Annotated in this window: 18 protein-coding genes; 6 read left to right on the forward strand and 12 right to left on the reverse strand. The window is 67.1% G+C overall.

Annotated features, from left to right (window positions below):
• Positions 1-282: 282 nt before the first annotated feature.
• From FHW64_RS12500 to FHW64_RS12510, 3 genes are read right to left on the reverse strand one after another with little or no spacing between them, the layout of a single operon-like run.
• Entirely contained in the window at positions 283-1257 is a 975-nt protein-coding gene (locus FHW64_RS12500; RefSeq protein WP_184526587.1) for a tripartite tricarboxylate transporter substrate-binding protein, read from the reverse strand.
• Positions 1258-1300: 43 nt separating this feature from the next.
• Complete coding sequence (locus FHW64_RS12505; protein WP_184526589.1) at positions 1301-2656, reverse strand: hypothetical protein; 1356 nt, start codon at positions 2654-2656, stop codon at positions 1301-1303.
• A 20-nt stretch (positions 2657-2676) separates the two neighbouring features.
• Positions 2677-5430, reverse strand: a complete 2754-nt coding sequence (locus tag FHW64_RS12510) for a tannase/feruloyl esterase family alpha/beta hydrolase (protein WP_184526591.1) — start codon at positions 5428-5430, stop codon at positions 2677-2679.
• A 118-nt stretch (positions 5431-5548) separates the two neighbouring features.
• Here FHW64_RS12510 and FHW64_RS12515 point away from each other — a divergent pair, with 118 nt between their 5' ends.
• Together FHW64_RS12515 and FHW64_RS12520 are read left to right on the forward strand one after the other, a co-directional pair.
• Positions 5549-6463, forward strand: coding sequence for a LysR family transcriptional regulator (locus FHW64_RS12515; RefSeq protein ID WP_184526593.1), 915 nt, complete (start codon positions 5549-5551; stop codon positions 6461-6463).
• A 50-nt stretch (positions 6464-6513) separates the two neighbouring features.
• Positions 6514-7470, forward strand: coding sequence for a tripartite tricarboxylate transporter substrate binding protein (locus FHW64_RS12520; protein WP_260303788.1), 957 nt, complete (start codon positions 6514-6516; stop codon positions 7468-7470).
• A gap of 33 nt (positions 7471-7503) precedes the next feature.
• Here the strand turns inward: FHW64_RS12520 and FHW64_RS12525 are convergent, their stop codons facing one another.
• Complete coding sequence (locus FHW64_RS12525) at positions 7504-8712, reverse strand: lipopolysaccharide assembly protein LapB (protein WP_184526597.1); 1209 nt, start codon at positions 8710-8712, stop codon at positions 7504-7506.
• 11 nt (positions 8713-8723) lie between these two features.
• A complete protein-coding gene (locus FHW64_RS12530; protein WP_311733298.1) occupies positions 8724-9476 on the reverse strand; it encodes a 5'-nucleotidase in 753 nt (250 codons plus the stop codon).
• On the opposite strand from FHW64_RS12530, the gene FHW64_RS12535 reads away from it, so the two are divergent.
• A complete protein-coding gene (locus tag FHW64_RS12535; protein WP_184527954.1) occupies positions 9457-9651 on the forward strand; it encodes a hypothetical protein in 195 nt (64 codons plus the stop codon). The two genes, FHW64_RS12530 and FHW64_RS12535, sit on opposite strands and share 20 nt — an antisense overlap.
• Positions 9652-10042: 391 nt before the next feature.
• On the opposite strand, the gene FHW64_RS12540 is transcribed toward FHW64_RS12535, so the two are convergent.
• A complete protein-coding gene (locus tag FHW64_RS12540; RefSeq protein ID WP_184526601.1) occupies positions 10043-10987 on the reverse strand; it encodes a hypothetical protein in 945 nt (314 codons plus the stop codon).
• A 57-nt stretch (positions 10988-11044) separates the two neighbouring features.
• On the reverse strand, positions 11045-11806 hold the full coding sequence (locus FHW64_RS34405) for a hypothetical protein (protein WP_260303789.1): 762 nt from the start codon (positions 11804-11806) through the stop codon (positions 11045-11047).
• 201 nt (positions 11807-12007) lie between these two features.
• On the opposite strand from FHW64_RS34405, the gene FHW64_RS12550 reads away from it, so the two are divergent.
• Positions 12008-12409: a hypothetical protein gene (locus FHW64_RS12550; protein WP_184526603.1), complete on the forward strand. Its 402-nt coding sequence runs from the start codon at positions 12008-12010 to the stop codon at positions 12407-12409.
• Between the two features lie 10 nt (positions 12410-12419).
• On the opposite strand, the gene FHW64_RS12555 is transcribed toward FHW64_RS12550, so the two are convergent.
• The 4 genes from FHW64_RS12555 to FHW64_RS12570 are packed head-to-tail and all read right to left on the reverse strand — an operon-like array spanning position 12420 to position 17235.
• Positions 12420-13955, reverse strand: coding sequence for a TolC family protein (locus tag FHW64_RS12555; RefSeq protein WP_184526605.1), 1536 nt, complete (start codon positions 13953-13955; stop codon positions 12420-12422).
• A complete protein-coding gene (locus FHW64_RS12560) occupies positions 13942-15939 on the reverse strand; it encodes an FUSC family protein (RefSeq protein ID WP_184526607.1) in 1998 nt (665 codons plus the stop codon). The genes FHW64_RS12555 and FHW64_RS12560 overlap by 14 nt, the downstream gene beginning before the upstream one ends.
• Positions 15920-16963, reverse strand: a complete 1044-nt coding sequence (gene mdtN / locus FHW64_RS12565; protein WP_184526609.1) for a multidrug transporter subunit MdtN — start codon at positions 16961-16963, stop codon at positions 15920-15922. The genes FHW64_RS12560 and mdtN overlap by 20 nt, the downstream gene beginning before the upstream one ends.
• A complete protein-coding gene (locus FHW64_RS12570; RefSeq protein ID WP_184526611.1) occupies positions 16960-17235 on the reverse strand; it encodes a YtcA family lipoprotein in 276 nt (91 codons plus the stop codon). The genes mdtN and FHW64_RS12570 overlap by 4 nt, the downstream gene beginning before the upstream one ends.
• Before the next feature lie 167 nt (positions 17236-17402).
• On the opposite strand from FHW64_RS12570, the gene FHW64_RS12575 reads away from it, so the two are divergent.
• Positions 17403-18080, forward strand: coding sequence for an MgtC/SapB family protein (locus FHW64_RS12575; protein WP_184526613.1), 678 nt, complete (start codon positions 17403-17405; stop codon positions 18078-18080).
• Between the two features lie 13 nt (positions 18081-18093).
• On the forward strand, positions 18094-19479 hold the full coding sequence (locus FHW64_RS12580) for an FAD-containing oxidoreductase (RefSeq protein WP_184526615.1): 1386 nt from the start codon (positions 18094-18096) through the stop codon (positions 19477-19479).
• Positions 19480-19519: 40 nt separating this feature from the next.
• Here FHW64_RS12580 and FHW64_RS12585 read toward each other — a convergent pair whose 3' ends face one another.
• Positions 19520-21067 carry a long-chain fatty acid--CoA ligase gene (locus FHW64_RS12585; RefSeq protein ID WP_184526616.1) on the reverse strand — a complete coding sequence of 516 codons (1548 nt, stop codon included), beginning with the start codon at positions 21065-21067 and terminating at the stop codon, positions 19520-19522.

Genomic DNA, 21067 nt, shown 5'->3' on the forward strand with positions numbered 1-21067 from the left:
ATCGCAATGGAAGCCAAGCGGGATGCGCCTCGGGCGAGATGTCCAGCGTGTTATCCACAAGGTTTTCCACCGGCCGCGGGGAAAAGCGCCCCTTGACTTTCACGTTTCGCCGTTCGCGACCATGCAACTGTCCCTTGGGAGTGACGCACATTCGCGGCTTCGCGGCATGCGTGCCGGGCCGTCGGGCTGTTGCCGCGCCCTCGGACTTTTCCACATCCGAGGCGAGCGGCTACTTCACGCTTGATTCGGCGTTGCAGGAGGCGTCGCCGGCGAGCAGTCGCTTCAATCCGCGTACACGCCTGCCGCCTTGATGATCGGGCTCCACTTGGCGATCTCCGCCGCCACGAACTTCTTGTGGCCTTCGGGCTCGATGCGGCCGTCGTTCGCGACCACCGCGCCGAGGTCTTCCTGCTTCCGGATGAAATCCGGGTCCTTCAGCGCGACCTTCAGCGCGTCGTTGATCTTCTTGGTGATCGCAGGCGACGTGCCCTTCGGCGCATAGAGGCCGTGCCAGATCGTGACCTGGAAGTCCTTCAGGCCGGCCTCCTGCAGGGTGGGCAGATCCTTCAGCAATGGCGTGTTGAGCCGCTTGGCAGTCGTCACCGCGAAGGCCTTGACCTTCTTGCCTTCGATCTGTGGCGACGTATTGGTGGTCTGGTCGCACAGCAAGTCGATCTGGCCGCCGATCAGGTCGGTGATCGCGGGTGCAGTGCCCTTGTACGGCACGGGCGTCATCTCGGTCTTGGTGGCGCTCTGGAAGAGCAGGCCGCACAGGTGCGAAGCCGAGCCCACGCCCGCGTTGCCGAGATTGATCTTGCCCTTGTTGGCCGCGATCCAGGTGGCGAGTTCCTTGTAGTTGTTGGCCGGGATGCTGGGCCTGGAGATCAGCGTCATCGGCACGTCGTTCACGATGCCGAGGTATTCGAAGTCGGTCTCGACCTTGAAGCCCGGCTTGCGCACCAGCGTCGGGATGGTCGCCATGCCGATGTGGTTGAGCAGCAGCGTCGTGCCGTCCGGTGCAGCGCGCGCCACCTTGGCCGCGCCGATCGAACTGCCGGCGCCCGGCACGTTGTCGACCACGATCGTGGCGCCCAGTGGCTTGCGCAGCGCTTCGGCGAGGTCGCGTGCCACGCGATCGGTCGGGCCGCCCGCGGCAAAAGGCACCACGATGTTGATCGTCTTGCCGCCCGGATAGTCCTGGGCGTGGGCAGCAGCAACGGTGGCGAAAGCAAGGGCGGCGAATGCAAAGACTTTCATCAGAAAAAACTCCGGAGAGGAAAGAAGAAAAAAGGAAAGGCGCTCAGGGTTGCCGCATCGGCACCCGGCTCTCGAGTGAAGCCGGATGCCAGCCTGGCTGGATGTGGCAGTCGTTCTTCCCGTCCGGGCGATAGCGCGGCATCACGGCCTTGCACAGCAGGGCGATGCTCTCCGGCGTGGGCTTCTCGCCCTTGTCGATCCAGTCGAGCAATGCGGTGAAGAGCGCCGGATATTCCGAATCGCTCAGGTAGCTGTGTTCGCGTTCGTCGCCGAAGGTCTGCACCAGCTTGTCGCCGGTGCCGGCCGATTCGCGGATGCGGCGGTAGAGGTCTTCCAGCTCGACGAAGGCCGTCGGGTCGTTGATCGCATGCAGGGTCACGGTCGGCAGCGAGGTGCGGCCCGTGGGCAGGCTGTCGGCGGCCAGTTCGCCCTGCGCCTGCGGATCGGCCGCATAGCGCGCGACGCCAGCGTTCAGTGCCGCGTCGTCGTTCGAGCCGTGATAGGTCACACCGATGTTGCCGAAGGGGTTGCGCCCGTCCAGCCGCGACTGAACCAGATCCTGGAAGAGCCAGGTCGCCCACGTCAGATGGCCGACCAGCGAGCGTTCTTCGATCTTGGTGGCGGTAAGGATCGTCTTCAGCCGCGCAGCCTGCTCGGGTGTGCGCTGCGCTGCCGGCAGGCCCACGCCGGTGCACTCCTTCACGCGCGCAGCGAGGTCGGCGCGTGTGAGCTTCGAGTCCTTCGGCAGACCCATCCAGAGCGGGTACTGCGGCTCATCGGGCCGCGGGTGGTTGCGGCAGACGTATTGGTAGACCGCACGCAGGTCGAGGCGGAAGTCGTAGGCGTTGTTGCCGCCGCCAAGCACGCCGCTCGTCAGCAGAAGGCCGTCGTACGGGCTCTTCGCGCCCGGCGGTGCATACAGCTCCGCAGCCTTCGAGGCCACGCCGCCGCCATAGCTCTGTCCGTGCAGCAGCGTGCGGCGCGGCGTGCCGAAATGACTCACGAAGATCTGCCGCAGGCGCTCGGTGTCCTCCGCCGCCATCGTCACGCCATAGCCGCCGCGCCGATACGTGGACCCAGCCCATGCATAGCCTGCACGCACGGTGACAGCCCAGCGCTTGAGGTCTTCTTCGCTGCGCTCCAGCTTCGGTGGCCCGGTCTCGGGGCCGCCGTGCGCGTGCATCACGAGCACGCGGTTCCAGTCCTTCGGGATCGCGATCCAGTAGAAGGCGCCTGCGCTGTCTTCACCGGTGAAGCACCTGGCCGATTCAGGAACGGGTGCGGGGCAGTGGGTGACGTGCGGCCCCCGGTTCACTGCGGCTGGCGCAGGGGCGGCGCCGGCGGCCGCGGAGCAGACGGCTCCGCCGATGATCGCCGCGCACGCGAGCTTCAGATACATGGATCGATCGAGCGATGAGTTCAATGTCGTAGTCCCAATTGGAGAGCCGCGCCGTTGTTGCCGTTGGCCGAAATGAATCCGAGCAGGCCGCCGCTGAAGATGAAGTTGCCCGGCGCTGCGCCGCTGCCTTGTGCCACGCCCAGCACCGGCGTGTCGTAGGCCAGCGTGTCCACGCTGCTGCCCAGCGACAGGTTGGTGCCGTTCACGACGGCCGCGCTTGCCTGCCCGTTGTTGTCCGCGACCGCGAACTGGCCGTCGGCCGTGCCCGAAGCCAACGTGGTCTGCGGCGCAAACAGGCGCATGCCGTAGCTGCTGGCCGACTCGCGCACCAGGAAGAGCGGCACCGTCACCGCGCCGACCTGCCCGAAGATCGCCGAGCCCGAAAGCGTGCCACCCGTGGTGACGGCGCTGCCGGTGGGCGAAGTGGTGAAGACATCGAAGGCATTGCGCGACTGGTTGTAGCTCAGATAGCCCTTGGCTGTCGATGTGCAGGCGGCGTCATAGACCATGAAGCTGCCGCTCGTCGGATCCTGGCAATGCTGGAAGGTGCCGGCATTGCGTACCCGCGATGCGGCGCCATAGGCGGTGGCGCTGCCGTTCGCGGCGTACTGCACGCCGACCACGTTGAAGATGTTCGCCACCGGGTTGAAGACCGCGGGCGAACTCGCGTTGTTGAACGTGTTCTGGAACACCAGCAGAGGCACGAAGCCCGAACCCGTGGGCGCCGCCACGCCGCCCTGCACGGCCCCGCCGGCCCCGAAGGTGAAGCTCGCGCCGTTCTCGTTGCTCGTGTAGGTGCAGTTGCCACCGGCCACCAGCGTGCCGCTGCGCTGCGTGCCTCCCGCGCGCTGCAGGCTGGCGTCCACCGTCACGGTGTAGGCGAGCGTGGAAGGGTTCAGCGTGAAGCTCAGCTCTTCGCCGAGCGCGTCGCCGCCCTTGTAGGTGGTTGCGCTGGTCGGCAGGTTGGCGCATGCCAGCGGGTCGCCCGCTTCCTGAACGCAGCTGTAGTTGATGGCTGCGTCGGCGCTGCCGCTGCCGTTGAACTTGGGCCATGCCGGGAATAGGCACAGGGGGCGCGTGCGCCCGTAGGTGCCGGCTACCGTGTCCATCGCCACGCCAGTGGCAGGTGCCAATCCGTTCTGCACCCAGTTGTCGAGTGCACTCAGCGAATCCCATGCGGGAATGAAGACGCCGGTGCCGTGGCCCATGCCCGGGACGGTGTAGAAGCGAATGCCCTTGTCCACTGCGCCCTGTCCCAGCGTGGACACCACCTGCTTGTAGTAGTTGATGGTGGAGTTGTTGCTGATCACCTCGTCCGCGAGGCCATGCAGCAGGATCAGCTTGCCGCCGTGCGCGAGGAACGGCGACAGGTCCGGGTTGGTGGCGTCGGTCATGGCCGACACCTGCTGCACCCGCGCGGTGTAGCTGCCGGGGTTGAGCGGATCGAAGGTCAGTGTGTCGAGTGTCGGGACGCGGGTGACGAAGTACTTGGCCCACTGATCGCCGGTGACATACATGTTGGCGTCGGCGGTGGTGGCCGGATTGCCGGGCACCGGGCGGGTGCCGAGGTCGCGCGTGGTGTAGGGGCCGGCGACCTGCGCGCCTTCCAGCAAGTTGTAGCCGCCGGCGACCGTCACGCCATTGGCCAGCGCGTAGCTGCTGAAGGTCAGCGGCGACTCGATGGTCTGCACGGTGGCGAGCTGCGCGTCCGACAGGCAAGTGTTGCCAGTGTCGATGCCGCCAGGGCAGCGCAACTCGGCGAGGATGTACGCATTGAGCTGACGGCAACTCTCGACGTTGCTGACGATGTTGTCCACGACGCCATCCAGCTTGTCGCAGGCGTCCTTCACGGTCTTCTGAACCAGCAGGGTCTTGGTGAGGTTGAGCCAGCCTGCGGCGCCGTTGTTGTAGAGCGCGCGGCCCACCGCGATGTTCGACAGCCGCGTGCCGCTGTAGTTGAGCGCCGGCTCGTTGGCGATCACGCCGTCGTAGTCATTCGGCCAGCGCTGGATGTGCAGCAATGCGTCGCGCCCTCCGGTCGAAGTCCCGAGGAAGTACGCCTTGCTCGGCAGGCGACCATAGCGCGCCTTGATCAGCACGTAGGCGATGTCGTGCGTCTTCTTGAGTGCATTGCCGCCGTAGTTGGCCAGCGATTCGTCATTCATGGCGAAGGTGCCGTCGGTGATGCTGCCGCTCTGGTGGCCGGCGTCGTCCCCGTACGTGGCGTACCCCATCGCCAGCGGCGCCTGCTGGCCGGGCGGGCCGAAGCGCACGGGCTCGGTGCCGTCGATGAGCACGCCATCGAAGCCGCCACCACCGAAGTGAATGGCCTTGGTGTTCCATGTATCCGGCAGGTTGACCGCGAAGTTGATCACCGGCGCGCTCGAGTCCAGGGGCTGGATGGTGCCGCGCACCTTGCAGTAGCTGCCCAGGCTGTTGCCTGCGTCGCCCGCCGCCACCGCAGTGGCACTGACGACACTCGCGCTGCCGCTCGGCAGGCCGATCTGGTTGGCCGCGATGCTCATGCCGGCGAGCGAATCACAAGCGGCCACCATCGGCGCACCGGTGCTGCCGTTGTCCGATGTCCCGGTGCTGCCGCCGGTTTCGCTGTTCGCCGAAGAGGCCGTTGTGCCGCCGCCACTGGGGCTTGTGGAGGACGATGGCAAGGCCGCGAAGCCGCTGTTGCCGCCACCGCCCCCACAGGCGGATAGCAGCAGGGCGAGGCCAAGGCCGCCGAGAAGGGAAAGCGCATTTGCGCGATGGTGCAAGGGCATCCGTTGTCTCCGTTGCGGCCTGGAAATCGACCGCTTTGTCTTTTGGAAGGCGCGACGATAGAGACGGCCCGATATAGGGTCAAATAAAATAATCGACCACTTTTCAGACGAAAAAAATATGGACATCCGCGCGCTGCGCTACTTCGTTGCGGTGGCCGAGACCGGCCACATGACGCGTGCGGCCGAGCAACTGGGCATCCAGCAGCCACCGCTGAGCCAGCAGATCAAACAGCTGGAACGCGAGCTGGGCGTGCTTCTGTTCCGTCGCCATCCGCGCGGCGTCACGCTCACCGATGCGGGCCATCATTTCCAGGCCGAAGCGACGCGCATGCTTGGGCAGATGCAGGCCCTGCGCGAACGCATGGTCCGCGTGGCCAAAGGGCAGGAGGGGAGCCTGTCGGTGGGCTTCACCAGTTCGGCCGCATCGCACCGCTTCGTGCCCGAGGCGCTGCGCAGCTTTCGGAGCCAGCACCCCGGCGTCGAACTGCAGGTGCGCGAGGCCAATGCCGCCGACCTCATCGAGGCACTCGCTGCCGGGCGCCTGCACTGCGCGTTGCTGCGTGCACCAGTGGCGCATCCTGAAGGCCTGCGCTTCGACACCCTGCTGCGCGAACCCATGATCGCCGCGCTGCCGATCGACCATCGTCTGGTGCAGAGACGGGCGCGCCAGTCGTCGCCGCGACCGCTCACGCTCGCGCAGTTGTGCGAGGACGGATTGATATTGGTCCGCCGTCCGGGCGCGCCGGGCATGTACGCGGAGCTGCTGGCGCTGTGCCACACGCGCGGCCTGCGCCCGCGCGTGGTCGCAGAGGTGGATCGCATGATGACCAACCTGAACCTCGTGGCCGCCGGCGTCGGCCTGTCGGTGGTGCCGGCTTCCATGAGCGGGGTGCACGCGCACGCCATCGCCTATGCGCCGTTGGCCGGTTGCCGCTCGCTGGACGCACCGCTCACGCTAGCCTCGCGCATCGGCGAAGACAGTCTGCCGGCGCTGAACTTCGCGGCGCAGTTGCGCGCCAGTGTCAAGGCATGAAGGACAGGCTCTCGACTCTCCTGCCTCGCCGCGCCGTGTTGCGACTGGGGATGGCTGCTTCGATCGGCGTGACCGGTCTGACGTGCCGGGCGCAGGCCTTGTCGATGCCCTGGCCGCAACGCCCGCTGCGGCTCATCGTGGTCTATCCGCCCGGCGGCGTGAGCGACCTGATGGCGCGTGCCTTGGCCGAGCCGCTGTCGCACGCGCTTGGCGTGCCGGTGCTGGTCGACAACCGCCCCGGTGCCGGCGGCAGCGTCGGCCTCGACATCCTGTCGCGTGCCGCACCCGATGGCCACACGCTGGCGCTTTCCGCCATCAGCCCGCTGACGCTGATGCCGCTGATCGTGCGCACGCCCTACGACCCGATGCGCGCCTTCGTGCCGGTGGCCGGTGTGATGCGCACGCCGGTGCTGGTGGTCGGCACGCCGGCCTTCACGGGCCTCGACTTCGGCGATGTGATCGCGCAGGCTCGCGAGCGACCCGGCGCATTGCGCTGGGCGACTTCAGGCGTGGCGACGATCGGGCATCTGGTGCTCGCGCAGGTGCGGCTGCAAAGCGGCGCGGCCATCACGCACATCCCGTATCAGGGCGGCGGGCCTCAGCTCAACGACGCGCTCAGTGGGCAGTTCGAAGTGCTTTCCACCAACCTGGCGTCGCAGCAGCTGCAGTACATCGCAGCGGGCCGCCTGCGGGCGCTGGCCGTCGGCGCGCCGGTGCGCGTCGATGCGCTCCCTGACGTACCCACATTGGCAGAGCTCGGATTCAAGAGTGCCAATCGCGACTCGCTGTTCGGCCTGTTCGCTCCTGCAGGCACACCCGCCGCGCTGGTGCAGCGGCTGAACGCGGAAGTCGAGGCCGTACTGCAGGACCAGACGCTGCGCCAGCGCTTGCGCGATGCGTACAACCTGCCTTTCACCGGCAGCAGCGACGACTTCGCACGTGAGATCGCCCGAGACCGCCAGCGCAACCGGGCACTGATGGAAAAAGGTCGCGCGCAGTTCGAGTGAGGTTCGATGCGGTCGCGGCCCCGATCCGGAACGCTATTTGAGCGGAACGACGATCAGCTGCAGTGCGCTGCGCAGACCGCCTTCATAGGCCTCATCGGAAGGAATCGCGCCGCCCGGCCGCGTGATGGCGCCAGCTTGCGGAGCCACGGGCGCTTTGGCGACCTGGCTGCTTTCGGGGAGGGCCTCCGCCCAGCGTGAGGCGGCCAGCATCATCGGCTCGTCGCGCCCCGGCAGCACCATGCCGGCGAGACGTCCGGCCGCATCGAGCACAGGTCCTCCATGCGTGGTCCCGGCGACGCCGATGCCGATGCCGAGCTTGCGCGGCGCATCGCCACTCTGGAGCGTTCCGAAGAAGCCTTGGCTCAGCCACGGCCACGCAGGCGTGGCGTCCTGCTGCGCGGCATATTCGAATGCGAAGCCCGCGCTTCCCGCGAACGGATCGCGGGGCGCCAGCGCTGGGAGCCCCTCGGAGGGCAATGGCGGATTGAGCCGCAGCACCGTGACCGCATACGACGCCAGCGGCTGCGTCGCTGAATCGACATGTGCGCGCGTGGTCCGGCCCAGTCCGTCGCGTACCCAGATGGCCTGTGTTGCATCGGGCCGCAGCGCGGCGCTCGGCACGAGGGCCAACGTCCCGTTGGCGATCAGCACGCCGCCCGACACCACGCGAGCCGCCTCCGTGATCGGTGGCTGGTCGCCCATCAGGAGAGGCTGTGGCGCCATGCGCTGCGGTGTCTGCAGCATCGCTCCGGTCGCGACTGGCGTGGGCGATGCGAAGGCCCGGCGCACTTCCAGCGCGACCGGGTCCTGCGGCAATCGTGCGAGCGTCTCGCGCAGCACGCGGTCGGCGAATTCGTTCTGTCCGCCCGCGCGCAGCAACCATGCGTAGAGGCCGCCCGCAGGGCCGGATTCGAGATGCGCACCGGCCACGTGCGCGCAGAACGCGAGCGCCTTGCGGTATTGCCCGGCCTGCATGTAGGTGCGCACCAGGCCCATTTCGGTATCGGGTGCGTGCAGCATCATGGCGGCGCGCTCGAAGGTGTCGTTGGCCGCCGAGACCTCCCCGCGCGCCAGTTCGCCTTCGGCGCGCGCCAGCAGCTTCGCGCGCGCATCCATCTGCGCCGGATCGTTCACGCGGAAGTCGGTGATGGCGGCGGCGGAGCGGGGCTCCTGCGCGCCGGCATGCGCCGGCAGTGCCCCTGCAAGCACCGCCATCAGCAGAACACCGGCTCTGGCTTTCAATCGACCGTCCTTCAGGGGAGCGCCGTGATGCGCGGAATCGCCATCGCCGGGAGCGTCGGGTCGTAGGCCGCCTTCGGTGCCTTGTAGCCGCCGACCAGGTACGCAGTCAGCGCGTCGATGTCCTGCGCGCCGCCGAGCGAGTTGGTGCCGCCCAGCAGCACGGTGAAGCCGTCGCCACCCGTCGCCATGAAGTTGTTCACCGTCACGCGGTAGGTCTTGCTCGGGTTCTGCACCACGCCATTGACGACGATGTTGTCGGCGGGACCGGTCACCGCCGGCGGCGTCACGGTCACGTCGGTCGGCGTGAGCGTCACGTTCGTGATCTTCGAGCAGGCCGGTGCCGAGGCGCTCCAGGCGTACTTGAGACCGTTCGACACCTGCATCACGCGCTGCGCCGTCTGGCCCATGCAACCGGTGAACTGCTGCTCGAGGAAATCCTTGAGCTGCTGCGCGGTCAGCGTCATCGTCACCAGGCTGTTGCCGAAGGGCTGGACGGTGAAGGCGTTGCCGTAGGTCACGTTGTACGGGTACGTGCCAGCCGCGTTGACGAAGCCCGGGCTGCGAACGCCACCCGCATTCATGAAGGCCATCACCGCGCCGCCGAGCGACGCGGGCTGCGTGGCCTGCAGTTGTGCATCGGCGATCAGGCTGCCGGCAGGCATCTCGCCCGCGGCGTTGGCCGTGTTCGGCAGGCCGGTGGTGATGGTGCCGATCACCTGGTTGGCGAGCGGCGAGAGCTGTGGGGTGACGGTTGGGTACTTCACCGTGCTCATCGGCATGATGACGAAGACGCTGCTGATCAACGATTCGCAGGTCGCCCTGATGATGCTGGGATCGCTGACGACCGCATGGGGTAGCGTGCTGGCCTACTGGTTCGGGACCACGCGAGAGTCCAACCGGAAGTCGGACATGCTCGCGCAGGCAGATCCGAAGAAATAGCCTCTCCCCGATAAGGGGCGAATATCGGGGATGGGGGATGGTGGCAACAGGGGGAATTGAACCCGCCTTCACCCGCTGTTTGGTGCGACCTCATGCGCTTCTACCCATGTGCCAGCCCATGCATTGACTGGCGTTGTCACCATCAAGCATACGGAATGTTTTCGGCCCGACTGGGGCCTCGGCGACGTATTCATTGCCGCGTGACCGGCTGCCGCCTCCCGGTGTTCACGTTCCGGGCATTCCGCATGCGTGATGGCCCTCACGGCTGCGCACTGCCTTGTCATTCGGCTCTCGCCTAGTTCAGGCCCACAGTTGGTGGAATTGCTGGCGCTGAACAATGCGCATGCGTGAGGGAGCCTCGATTCTCCCCGATGCTCGGCACCCTGTCTACTTAGATGCGATCCGCGATGGATTCAGCCGACTCCCGGTAGTAGGTGTCCATCAGTATCTTGAGATCCTTGTGCCTGCTGATTCGGGCCAGGGTCATCACGTCCATTCTTCGGGATAGCCATGTGAGGGCGCTTGCTCTGGCATCATGGAAGGTCAGCCCCTCAATGGATAGGGCGTCCGTGAGGTCGGAGAATGTCGCGCTCGCAATGTCTGGCCGCATGGTGAAGGGCGGGTACTTGGCGAATAGCTCGGCCCCTTTTCGGGCCAGTGGCACCTTGATAGGCGGGGAAGCCTTGCCGCTGTTCTTGTCGCGCTCCAGCACGGCCACTTTCCCGACCAGCTTCGCCGCCAGGATCTCATTCAGGCGCATCCCCGTGTGCAGGGCAATGTGGAAGGCTCGGATGGCTTCTGCCTCGCGCTCGTTCCGATTCTTGGCCTGTAGAACCCGCTTGATCAGCCGCCACGTCCAGACCTGATGGCGTGCCGGGTTGTGCTCAGGCATCCGCACATCCCCACACGGATTGATGGCCAGCACCTTCCATTCATCGACCGCTTCACGGAACAGGCAACGCAACACGCTGAACTGCCGGATGACCGTCGAACCGCTCACCGTCTCAAGGCGCTTGTTCCGCCATTCGCCTAGCTGGACGCTGGTGATCTGCGCAAGTGGCGTGTGCTCCCCAAAGTAGGCCGCCATCTCGTCCAGCCTATTGGACTCCCACTCCGCAGCGCCTGGAGCCTTCTCCTTGGCCGTGGTTGCCAGATACTTGATGCTTGCTTGCCCGAAGGTCATCCCTCCAGCGCCCTTGAGGGCGTCTAGCTCAAGTTCCTTGTCTCTGGCCCACTTCTGAGCCTCCAGCTTCTTCTCGAAGACCTTGCTGGCTCGCGTTCCATGCTTCTGGACCTCGGCTCTCCAGCCGTCGCGGAACTTCCTGATGTACGCCATGGGTGTGCGGGATTTGTGCGGGACGCTACTGTATCCCGCTTTGTCTCGCACAGCCATTCACAGAGGGCTAGATGGCGCTATTTCCTCCAGTTTCCCTGCATAGATGCCATAGGCCGGCAGCAGCGTGCGGCCGGTCGCGGTCTCGAAGACGTTGGCCGACAGCCACTTGAAGCGAGCGCCGTCGAAGGTGCCTGCCGCGTTCGAGCCCAGCCCCTTGCAGCTGTTGGGGTCCGGCACGCCGTTGGTGATCTTGCAGCCGCCGTTCTGCAGGCGGCGCAGTTCGGCCGAGCCCTTGTCGAACTCGTGATTGCCGACCGCGTTGAACTCGACGCCGATCTTGTTGAGCGTCTCGACCGCGGGTTCGTCGAAGAAGAGTGCGGAGATCAGCGGCGATGCGCCGATGAAGTCGCCCGCGCCCACCACGACGTTGTTGACGTTCTGCGCCTTCAGCCGCGCGACATACGCGGCGAGGTATTCGGCGCCGCCGACTGCAGGCCGCTGCGCCGCCGGAACGACCGTGTTGACGCCGAAGGTGCCCGGCGTCTGCAGGTTCCCGTGGTAGTCGTTGAAGCCGATGATCTTGACCTTGATCGGCTCGGGACGGCCGTGATGATCATGGTCGTGATCGTTGTCGTGCCCATGGCCCTTGTCGTCGTCACGGCCGCGATCGCGATCGTCATCGCGTCCCCGATCCTTGTCCGCGTTGTCCGAACGGCGCGACGCGGAATCGTTCTGCGCGTGCGCGGGGGTGTACATCGGTCCGATGCCTGCGGCGACCATCGTCAGCGCGCAAAGGAGCGAGAAACGGTGTTTCGACATGAGTTGCCCTCCGGGTCATTGAATGGAATGCGGGATGGGAGTCGTGAGCACGTGAGTGCGCTCACGAGCGGGGCAACTATCGAGTTCGACGGTGACGATGTGGTGACGCCCCAGGGCGCGTCGCGGACGCTACGATGGGGTCATGTTTCTGTCATGTGCGCTTCCCAGAATGGCTCGCTGCTTCTGACGGCGCTTTCATCGATGCAACGCTTTCTCTCTCCTGCCGCAATCGGCGCGGCCCTGATTGCTCTGTTCGGCTCGGCGCCAACCTGGAGTGCGGAGAGCGACATCAGCATGGCGCCCATGCCTTCGGATTCGGAGCAATCGAGCGCGCCCGCGCAGCCGCAGGCATGGACGCCTCCGCCGCGTCCCGCATCGAACGCGGCGAAGGACGTGGGCCAGGGTCAGGGGTCGGCGGCGAGCGCAGGCGGTGCCGTGTTCATGCCCTTCTCGAACGCCTCGGCGTCCCCAGCGAATGTGCCGGCTCCTCACGGTGCGACGCCCAAGGCGTCGCAGGGCACCGATACCGCCGATCTCGTGCTGACCCTCGTTGCGGTTCTAGCGGGCGTCGGCGCGGTTGCATGGCTCCTGCGCAAGGCCTGAGCCTTCGCTACTACGGCGGCGCCGCGCCGAGCGAGCCGGTCGCGAAGGCCAGCGTCGCCGCCGACGACAGCGCCTGGCTGTAGGCATCGGCGGCCGCATTGCGCGCCAGCAGCCATTGCGTATCGGCAAGAGCCACTTCCGTGACCGTGCCGACACCGTGGCGATAGGCATCCAGGCGCGCCTCGTAGGTGATGCGCGCCGCGGCCTCCAGTGCGGTTGCCGCTTCGTGGGCCGACAGGCTCGTTTGCAGCGCGGACTGTGCCTGCACGATCTGCAGCACCGCATCGGAGCGTGCCTTGTCCAGCGCCGCCGCCGCCTTGTCCACGTCGGCGCGCGCCTGTTCGACCGTGGCGCTGCGAAGGCCTCCGTCATAGAGCGGCACCGCCACGCCGAACAGCACCGATCCGCCGGCCCCGCGGCTCGTGACGTTGTTGGTGATCGACTGCTGGTCGAACGAGGGAAGGGCAGTCACGCCCAGTCGACCGGTGCCGTAGGTGCCGACCGCCGACATGAACACCTTGGGCTTGAAGGCCGCCTCGGCTGCCGCTGCCTTGGCCATGCTCGCCTTCTGCGCGGCATAGGCGGCCAGCATGTCGGGGCGCCTTGCGAGGGACTCGGAGACGATCTTCTCCACCGGTTCCGCCATCGACGCGGAGAGCTTGCGGCCCGACACATCCGCCACCTTGAGCCGGGTGAGGGGCGAGACGCCCATCGCCGAGATCAGCGCCAGGTACGTGGTCTGCACCGCGCCTTGCGCCTGCACGCGCGCGAGCTGCGCCTGTGCCGTCGCCTGGTGCGTCTGCGCGACGTCGATGACGGTGCCGACGCCGTGCTTGTAGCGGTCCTGTGCTGCGGCTTCGATCTCGCGGGCGTTCACCAGCGCCTTCTCCGCGTTGTCGACGTGCGTTCGTGCGGCTGCATGTGCGTAGAAGGCGAGGCTCACGTCGTGGATCACACGCTGGTGCGCAAAGGTGAACGCGATGTTCGTGGCCGACGAGAGCTGCTCGGTCGCGTCGACCACCGCGTCGCGCTCGCCGAAGTCGAAGAGCAGCCATTGCAGCGCCAGCGCACCGACTGCGCCGCTGCCCGAGACGTTGTTGTCCACGCCGATGCCGAGCGTCGAGTTGCGAGCATCGAAGCGCTGGTAGCCCCCGACGGCGCTCGCCGACAGGTGTGGAAGATAGGTCGCGCGCGCGATCCCTACTGCCGATGCCGCCGCGCGCGCAGTGGCCCAGGCGGACCGCGTCTGCGGGCTGTTGGACTGCGCGATGTCGATGAGCTCGGGCAGCGTGTAGGCGTGGTCCGCGTCGATGGAAGGCAGCGCGGGCGGCAAGGCCCCGAGCACAGGGTTGGAGGGCAGCACATGCGAAGCGGAGGTGCCACCCGCATCGCTGGCCGTCTTCGGAGGCCGGATGTTCCCGGCAGCATCGACCGAGGGACTCCAGGGCCGGTCAGGTGTGGGTGGCGCGAGATCGGGCGGTGGCGAAGCGCATGCGGCGAGCACGCACGCCGCTGCCAAGGACATCGACACGCTACGCCGCCGCATGAGGCCGCTCCGGCGAAGTCTCGACTGCAGTTGCATCGAGCGAGTCCGACGCTGCAAGCGTGGTCTCCAATTCGTGAAGGCGCTCGTCGACCAGCGCTGTGAGTGGGTCGCGCGTGTCCGGCGTGGGCAACGCTTCCGCGCCAGCAGCCGCTGCGTCCGCGAGACGGTCCAGTCGCGGCTGGAAGGCGAAGGCGGCGCCTTCACGTGTCAGCATCGCGAGCGGCTCCTGTAGCGCGCCGATCTGGCGCACGATCTCGCGACGCTGCGCCAGCCATTCGTCGGCGGGGCGGACCGAATCCGGTTCGTAGCGCGCGATGTCGAGGTCGGACTCGATCGCACCCAGGCTGCCGAGCCAGTCGCCAGCGGTTTCGGGCGGCCGCGCACCGGCGCGCGACTCGTCCGCCAGGCGCGCGAGAAGACCCGCAATGGACGATTCGATCCGCGCTGCGACGCCCAGCGGCCAGAAGTGCGCCGATGCCACATAGGCCACGAGGTTGCCGATCAGTACGCCGATGATCCGATCGCGGATCGTCAGCATGTCGAACGAAGGGCCCGGCCCCTGCACGGCGCACAGCAGGAACGCGAAGCCGATCTGGAAGCCCGCGTAGGAAATGCGCGGACTGCCGGCCGCGACCCAGGCGGCGATCAGCGTACCGACGAAGACCGCCGCCATCAGCCCGCCGATCGAGGTGAGCGCGGGCACGACGTAGAGCAGGGTGAGGAGTCCGAGCACCGCACCCACGAGGCATCCGGCGATGCGGAGGGTGAGTTTCTCGACGCTCTCCGCAACCGTGCCGAGCGACACGATGAAGACGGTGATGAAGCAGGTGTGGATCGTCGGCCAGCTGAGCAGCGAATAGAGCAGGTAGCAGAACATCGCCGCGCCGGTGGTCTTGAGCGCGAAGCGGACATGGTCGCTGTTGGTGAAGGCGTCGGGGTGGAAGAAGCCGCCGGCTGGTTTTGCTCCTGCATGCGCGGCCTCGGGTGGTGGAGCGGGTGTCGCAAGGCGTGCGAGCAGTGATGCGAAGGCGCGCTGCAGTCGGGCCGCGAGCGTGGCACCCGATCCGCTGCCCTTCGTGTCCGTTGTCGCATCTGGAGAGAGAGCAACAAGGCGACCCGTCGTGACTTCCTGTGCCCTCGCTTCGGCGGAGCGCGCAAGTGCCTCTCGCGCTTCCTCTGGCAGTTGCGCCTGTGGCGTCTGCAGCGTGAAGGCGGTGAGAGACATCAATTCGGAAGTGCCGCCCGCAGCCCGTCGCAGCGCAATCATTTCTGCCGCCGGCGTGCTGCGCTCAACGCCTGCGAGCTTCAGCCACGTGCGGATCTCGCCATCGCCCTCTCGCGCGCTCTCGGCGAACGCGTGCGCGGCTTGTGGATCGGCTCCGCGCAGCATCGCGGCCACGAGCCGCAGGCGATGTGCGAGGGCACGCTGGACGAGCTGTCGCGGCGAGGGCGCGATCAGCAATGCGACCACCGCGCCCACAGCGGCTGGAATGCCGACGAACAGCCACGCGTACAGCAGCCCCCGGGTCGCGAGTTCGCCGATCGGCATCCGGCCGAGCACGTCCAGCGCATAGGCCACGATCAGCGCCACGATCCCGCCGGCCGACCCGAGCTTGCTCGCCGAGACGAGAAACAGCAGTCCGAAGGCGATGACCGTCATGCTCGCGACGCGCAAGGGCGGCCGTTCCAGCGTGGCGTTAGCGACGAAGAGCACGAAGCCGATCAGCAGCGTGATCAGCACCGCGGCACCAACGCTCAGGAGCACGCTGGTCGCACGATCGCGCTTGACGAGGAAGAAAGCCACGTAGGCCGTGAGTGCTGGTTCGGGCGTGCCATAGAGCGTGGTGACCATCACAGCCAGGGTGCAGATCAGCGCGAGCCGCGCGGCGAATTCGAGCCGGCCCGGTTCCGGCGCGAGCAGCCGCAGCCAATCCGTCGAGGCTGTGGCCTCCGACGGGGCCGCCTCAGCGGCAGGCGGCGCCATGCCCCACCTCGACCACGGCACTGGCGCCGACGCGCGTGAGCGCCGGCGGAGGCTCTTCGAGCCGCACCCGCACCGGGAAGCGCCGCGCCACCCGCACCCAGTTCAGCGAACTCTGCACATAGGGCAGCGAACGCGGAAGGTTGACGCGATCGTCGGCGAGCACGCCCCAGCCGATACCGTCGACCACACCCCTGATCGGCTGGCGGCGATCCAGCATCGAATAGACCGTTGCGCACTGGCCTTCCTGTACCTGATGCAGGTCGGTCTCGCGGAGGTTCGCAATGGCGAACCATTCCTCGGTGTTGATGAGGGTGAACAACGACTGCGACGGTATGACCATTTCGCCCGGCGAGACCGTGAGCCCGACGACGCGCCCGTCGTGCGGTGCGCGCACGGAGGTGTCGTCCAGCGCGCGCTTCGCGATGGCCAGCGCCGCTTCAGCCGCTGCCACTGCGGCAACGCCGCCCGCATCGTCGGCGATCGCGCGTTCCGCCGCTGCTGCCTGCTCCTTGGCTTGACGCACCGAGGTGGCGGCGTCCTGCCGCGCGGTCTGCGCCTGATCAAGCTGCTGCTGCGGCACGTAGCCCTTCTGCACGAGCGGGCGAAGCCGCTCCTCGGTGCGTTCGGTCAGGCTCAGGTTCGTTGTCGCGCGGCGCGTCTGGTCGGCCGCGGTCACCGCCGCCGAGCGCTGGGTGGAGACGAGGCGCCGCTGCGAATCGAGCGCCGCGCGTGCCACGTCGACGTTGGCTTGCGCCTGCGTCACCGCCAGCTTGTAGGGCAGGGGATCGATCTGGAACAGCAGGTCGCCTTTGCGCACCTGCTGGTTCTCGCGCACCGGCAGTTCGATGATGCGGCCGCCGACGGCCGACGCCACATGCACGATGTCGGCGTCGATGGTGGCGTCGTCGGTGGAAGGCCGGCTTGCCACGTTGACGCCCACCGCCACCACGGTGCAGACCGCGATGATCGCCAGCGAAAGCGCCAGGCGGCGTCCCCACGATGAGCGACTGGCGTTCTTCGTCACAGGCCCACCCAGACCCACCAGAGCAGCGCGGCGATGGCGGCGCCGATGGCCGTGCACACGAAAAGCTGCAGCGGCAGCAATTGCGCCACGCCGCTCATCACGAAGACGGCGCGAGCGACGGCGGCACCGACCACGCCGACCAGTGCGCAGAGCAGCCACGCGGGGAAGTACGCGCCGGCAAGCGGGATCGACGGCGCGCCAGCGCAGCCCCACAGGCCCGAGGCGGCCACGAACAACAGCGCGAAACGGGCAGCAATACGTGCCTGAAGCATGACCCTCCCCCGTGCATGGAACGAAGCTCGGCGGACATATCTTCCCAAAGGAACACGCGAAAGCCAAGTCCACGCGCGCTAGACTGCGCGAACTCGCCAACCGCGGTGCCTCCATGTTCGTACCGGCTCACTGGGTCAATGCCTTGCCTCCGGGACTCTGGATGGTCATGAACATGACCGTTGCGCTGCTGCTCGGCTGGGTGGTCGGTTACGAACGCTTCTTCAGTGGACGTGCCGCGGGCAGCCAGGTCTACTGCCTGGTGTGCACCACGTCCTGCGCCGTCGCCTTGCTGGCCGGCTTTCCGACGCTCTGGTACTGGGGCACGGTGCATGACACGAGCAGTGCGGATCCGACGCGCGTCATCGGTGCGGTGCTGACGGGCATCGGCTTCCTGGGCGCGGGCATCATCGTCAAGAGCGGGCTCAATGTGCGTGGGCTGACTACTGCCGCTTCGATCTGGGGCTCGTCGGCGATCGGCATCCTGGTCGGCATCGGCTTCTATGGCCCTGCGCTCGGCCTCACGGCCTTGTTCGTGGTGAGCACCGCGATCGTCCCCGTGATCGAGCATCGCCTCCCTGCGCACTCCGCCATCGCGACCACGTTGCGCTTCCGCCGTGGCCATCGGCCGGACCCCGACCGCATCCATCGCTTTCTGGTGGAGCGCGGTTTCAGCATTCCGTCCGACAGCCTGTCGATCGACTATGACGGGGATGGTTTCGAGTTGCATTGCCTGGTCTTCGCCAATTCCATTGCGCACACCCGCGTGATGAGCCAGATCGTCAGCGACTTGAGAGATCTGCCCGAGGTGGAGCGCTTCAACGTGGCGCCATCCAGCCGCGCCTGAAGAAGGAGAACACATGACCCCCGAGCATTGGGATGCGCTGGTCGTCGGCGCCGGCCAGGCGGGACCCGCATTGGCCGTGCGGCTTGCGCAGGCCGGCCACCGGACCGCCCTCATCGAACGCGACCGCCTCGGCGGCACTTGCGTCAACACCGGATGCACACCGACGAAGACGCTGGTCGCCAGTGCGCGCGTCGCGGCGCTTGCGCGCCGGGCGGCGGATTTCGGCGTCGGCATCGGTGGCGAAGTCTCCATCGACTTCGCGCGGGTGATGGAACGCATGCGTGGCGTCGTCGGTCGGTCGTCGAACGGCCTTGAAGAGTGGCTGACGCAGACCAAGGGCCTTGAACTCGTTCGGGGCCATGCGCGCTTCTCAGCGCCCGACACGCTGGTCGTGGGCGAGCGCGTGCTGAAGGCGTCGAAGATTTTCCTGAATGTCGGCTGCCGCCCGGTGGTGCCGGACTGGGCACGCGATTCGGGCGTTGCCTTCCTCACGAGCGACACGCTGCTCTCGCTGGAGGTGCTCCCGGCGCATCTTGCGATCGTGGGAGGCGGCGCGATCGGCCTCGAGTTCGCACAGATCTTCCGGCGCCTGGGCAGCCAGGTGACCCTTTTCGAGATGGGTGATCGACTCCTTCCCCGCGAAGACATGGAGGCCGCCGTTGAGGTCCGTGCCGCACTCGAAGGCGACGGCGTTCGCTTCGAGCTCGGTTCGAGTTGCTTCGGACTCGAGCGCGGCGAGAAGGATGAGCCAGTCGTGGTGAGCTTCGCATGCGGGCCGCTTCGCGAGCACAGGGCCGCGACGCATGTGCTGGTAGCCGTGGGTCGCCAGCCCAATACCGAAGACCTCGGTCTCGATCTTGCAGGCGTCGCGACGGACAAACGGGGCTTCATCCGTGTGGACGGCCAACTGCGCACCAGCGTCGCCGGCATCTGGGCGCTGGGCGACGTGAACGGCCGCGGCGCGTTCACGCATACCTCCTGGAACGACCACGAGGTCGTGGCCGCGAACCTGCTGGACGGCGAGGCGCGCAGCATCGACGAGCGCGTGGCGCGCTATGCGCTCTATGTCGATCCGCCGCTGGCACGGATCGGCGATTCGGAGCACCAGGCGCGCGAACGCGGCGGGCGTGTCCTCGTCGGGCGCATGCCCATGGAGAACGTGGGTCGCGCCCGCGAGCGCTCCGAGACGCGCGGCTTCATGAAAGTGCTGGTCGATGCCGATTCGATGCGGCTCCTGGGGGCCACCTTCGTCTGCATCGAGGCTGACGAGGTGATCCACTCGCTGATCGCGATCATGAACGCCGGTGTCGACGTGCGCAGCATCGCGACGAGCGTGCCGATCCACCCCACCGTCAGCGAACTGATCCCGACCATGCTGCAACGGCTCCAGCCGCTCTGACGCAGATCAAGGAATCGATCGCAGGGACCTCACGCGCCGCTCAGTGCGCCGGGCCGCTGCGCTTCTGCAGCTCGCTGCGCACGTCCTTCTTGAGCACCTTGCCGACTTTCGAGCGCGGCAGATCGGGCCAGATCTCGACCTGCTTGGGCGCCTTCACGCTGCCGATCCGTGCCTTGACGAAGGCCTGGATCTCGGCCGGATCGACGTTCTTGCCCGCGCGCAACTGCAGCACGGCGACCACGCGCTCGCCCCATTTGTCGTCGGGCAGCCCGATCACCGCACTGTCCTGCACGTCGGGGTGCTGCATCAGCGCCTGTTCGACTTCGACCGAATAGACGTTGAAGCCGCCGCTGATGATCATGTCTTTCGCGCGGTCGACGATATGGAGGAAGTTGTCCGCGTCGAGGTAGCCGATGTCGCCCGTGTGATGCCAGCCGTGCCGCGATGCTTCCGCAGTGGCTTCGGCGTCCTTGTAGTAGCCGGCCATCACGAGTGAGCTGCGCACCACGATCTCGCCGGTCTCGCCACGCGGCAGCAGGCGGCCTTCGCCGTCCATCATCGCGACTTGCACCAGTGGACCGGGGCGGCCTGCCGATGAGAGCCTTTCGCGCGCGACCGTTCCGTCAGCCTTGAAGTGATCTTGCGGATGCATCATCGAGATCATCATCGGCGCCTCGGTCTGGCCGAAGAGCTGCGCCATCACCGGACCGATCTTCGTGAGCGCCTCTTCGAGCCGCGCGGCGGAGATCGGCGCGGCGCCATACCAGAAGCACTGCAGCGAGTCGAGGTTCGTCGCGCCGAGCTTTTCGTGCGCGAGCAGCATGTAGATGAGCGTCGGCGGCAAGAAGGTATGCGTGACGCCATGGCGCTCGATTGCGGCGAGGAAGTCGCCGATGTCGGGCTTCGGAAGGATCACGATCTGCCCGCCGAGCGTCATCACCGGCAGGCACAGCACACCGGCCGCGTGCGTCAGCGGCGCGAGCGCGAGATACACCGGCCGGCCATCGAACGGATAACCCATCAGCGTCAGCGCCGACATCGTCTCGAGATTGCGGCCGGTCAGCATCACGCCCTTGGGGCGGCCGGTCGTGCCGCCGGTGCCGGCGATCATCGCGACGTCGTCGGGCGGCTCGACCTGCAGGGGATCATCGGAGACGCCTTCGAGCCAGTCGGTGCACGACGGCGCGAAGTCGCACGCGCGGTCAAGGCAGACCCATGTCTTCAGCTTGGGCAGCTGGGAACGCATCTGTTCGACCATCGGCAGGAACGCGCTGTGGAAGACCAGCGCCGCGCAATCGAAGGCGTCGAGCACGTAGCTGTTCTCGGCCGCCTCGTTGCGCGGATTGATCGGGCACCACACCGCACCGGCACGCGAGATGCCGAACACGCACGCGAAGGCATGCGCATCGTTGCCCGACAGCACCGCGACCTTGTCGCCGGGCGCGATGCCCGAGCGCTGCAAGGCGCGCGCGACCCGATGGCTGAAGCGCTGCACCTGCGCGTAGCTCAGGTCCTGCCCGTTCATCGTCAGGCAGGGCGCATCGGCGCCGAGCTGCGCGCCTTTGTCGAGGTAGTCGGTCAGCCGCAT

Origin of the sequence: Variovorax sp. Sphag1AA, from assembly GCF_014192575.1 — a bacterium.
Taxonomy (GTDB): Bacteria; Pseudomonadota; Gammaproteobacteria; order Burkholderiales; family Burkholderiaceae_C; genus Variovorax.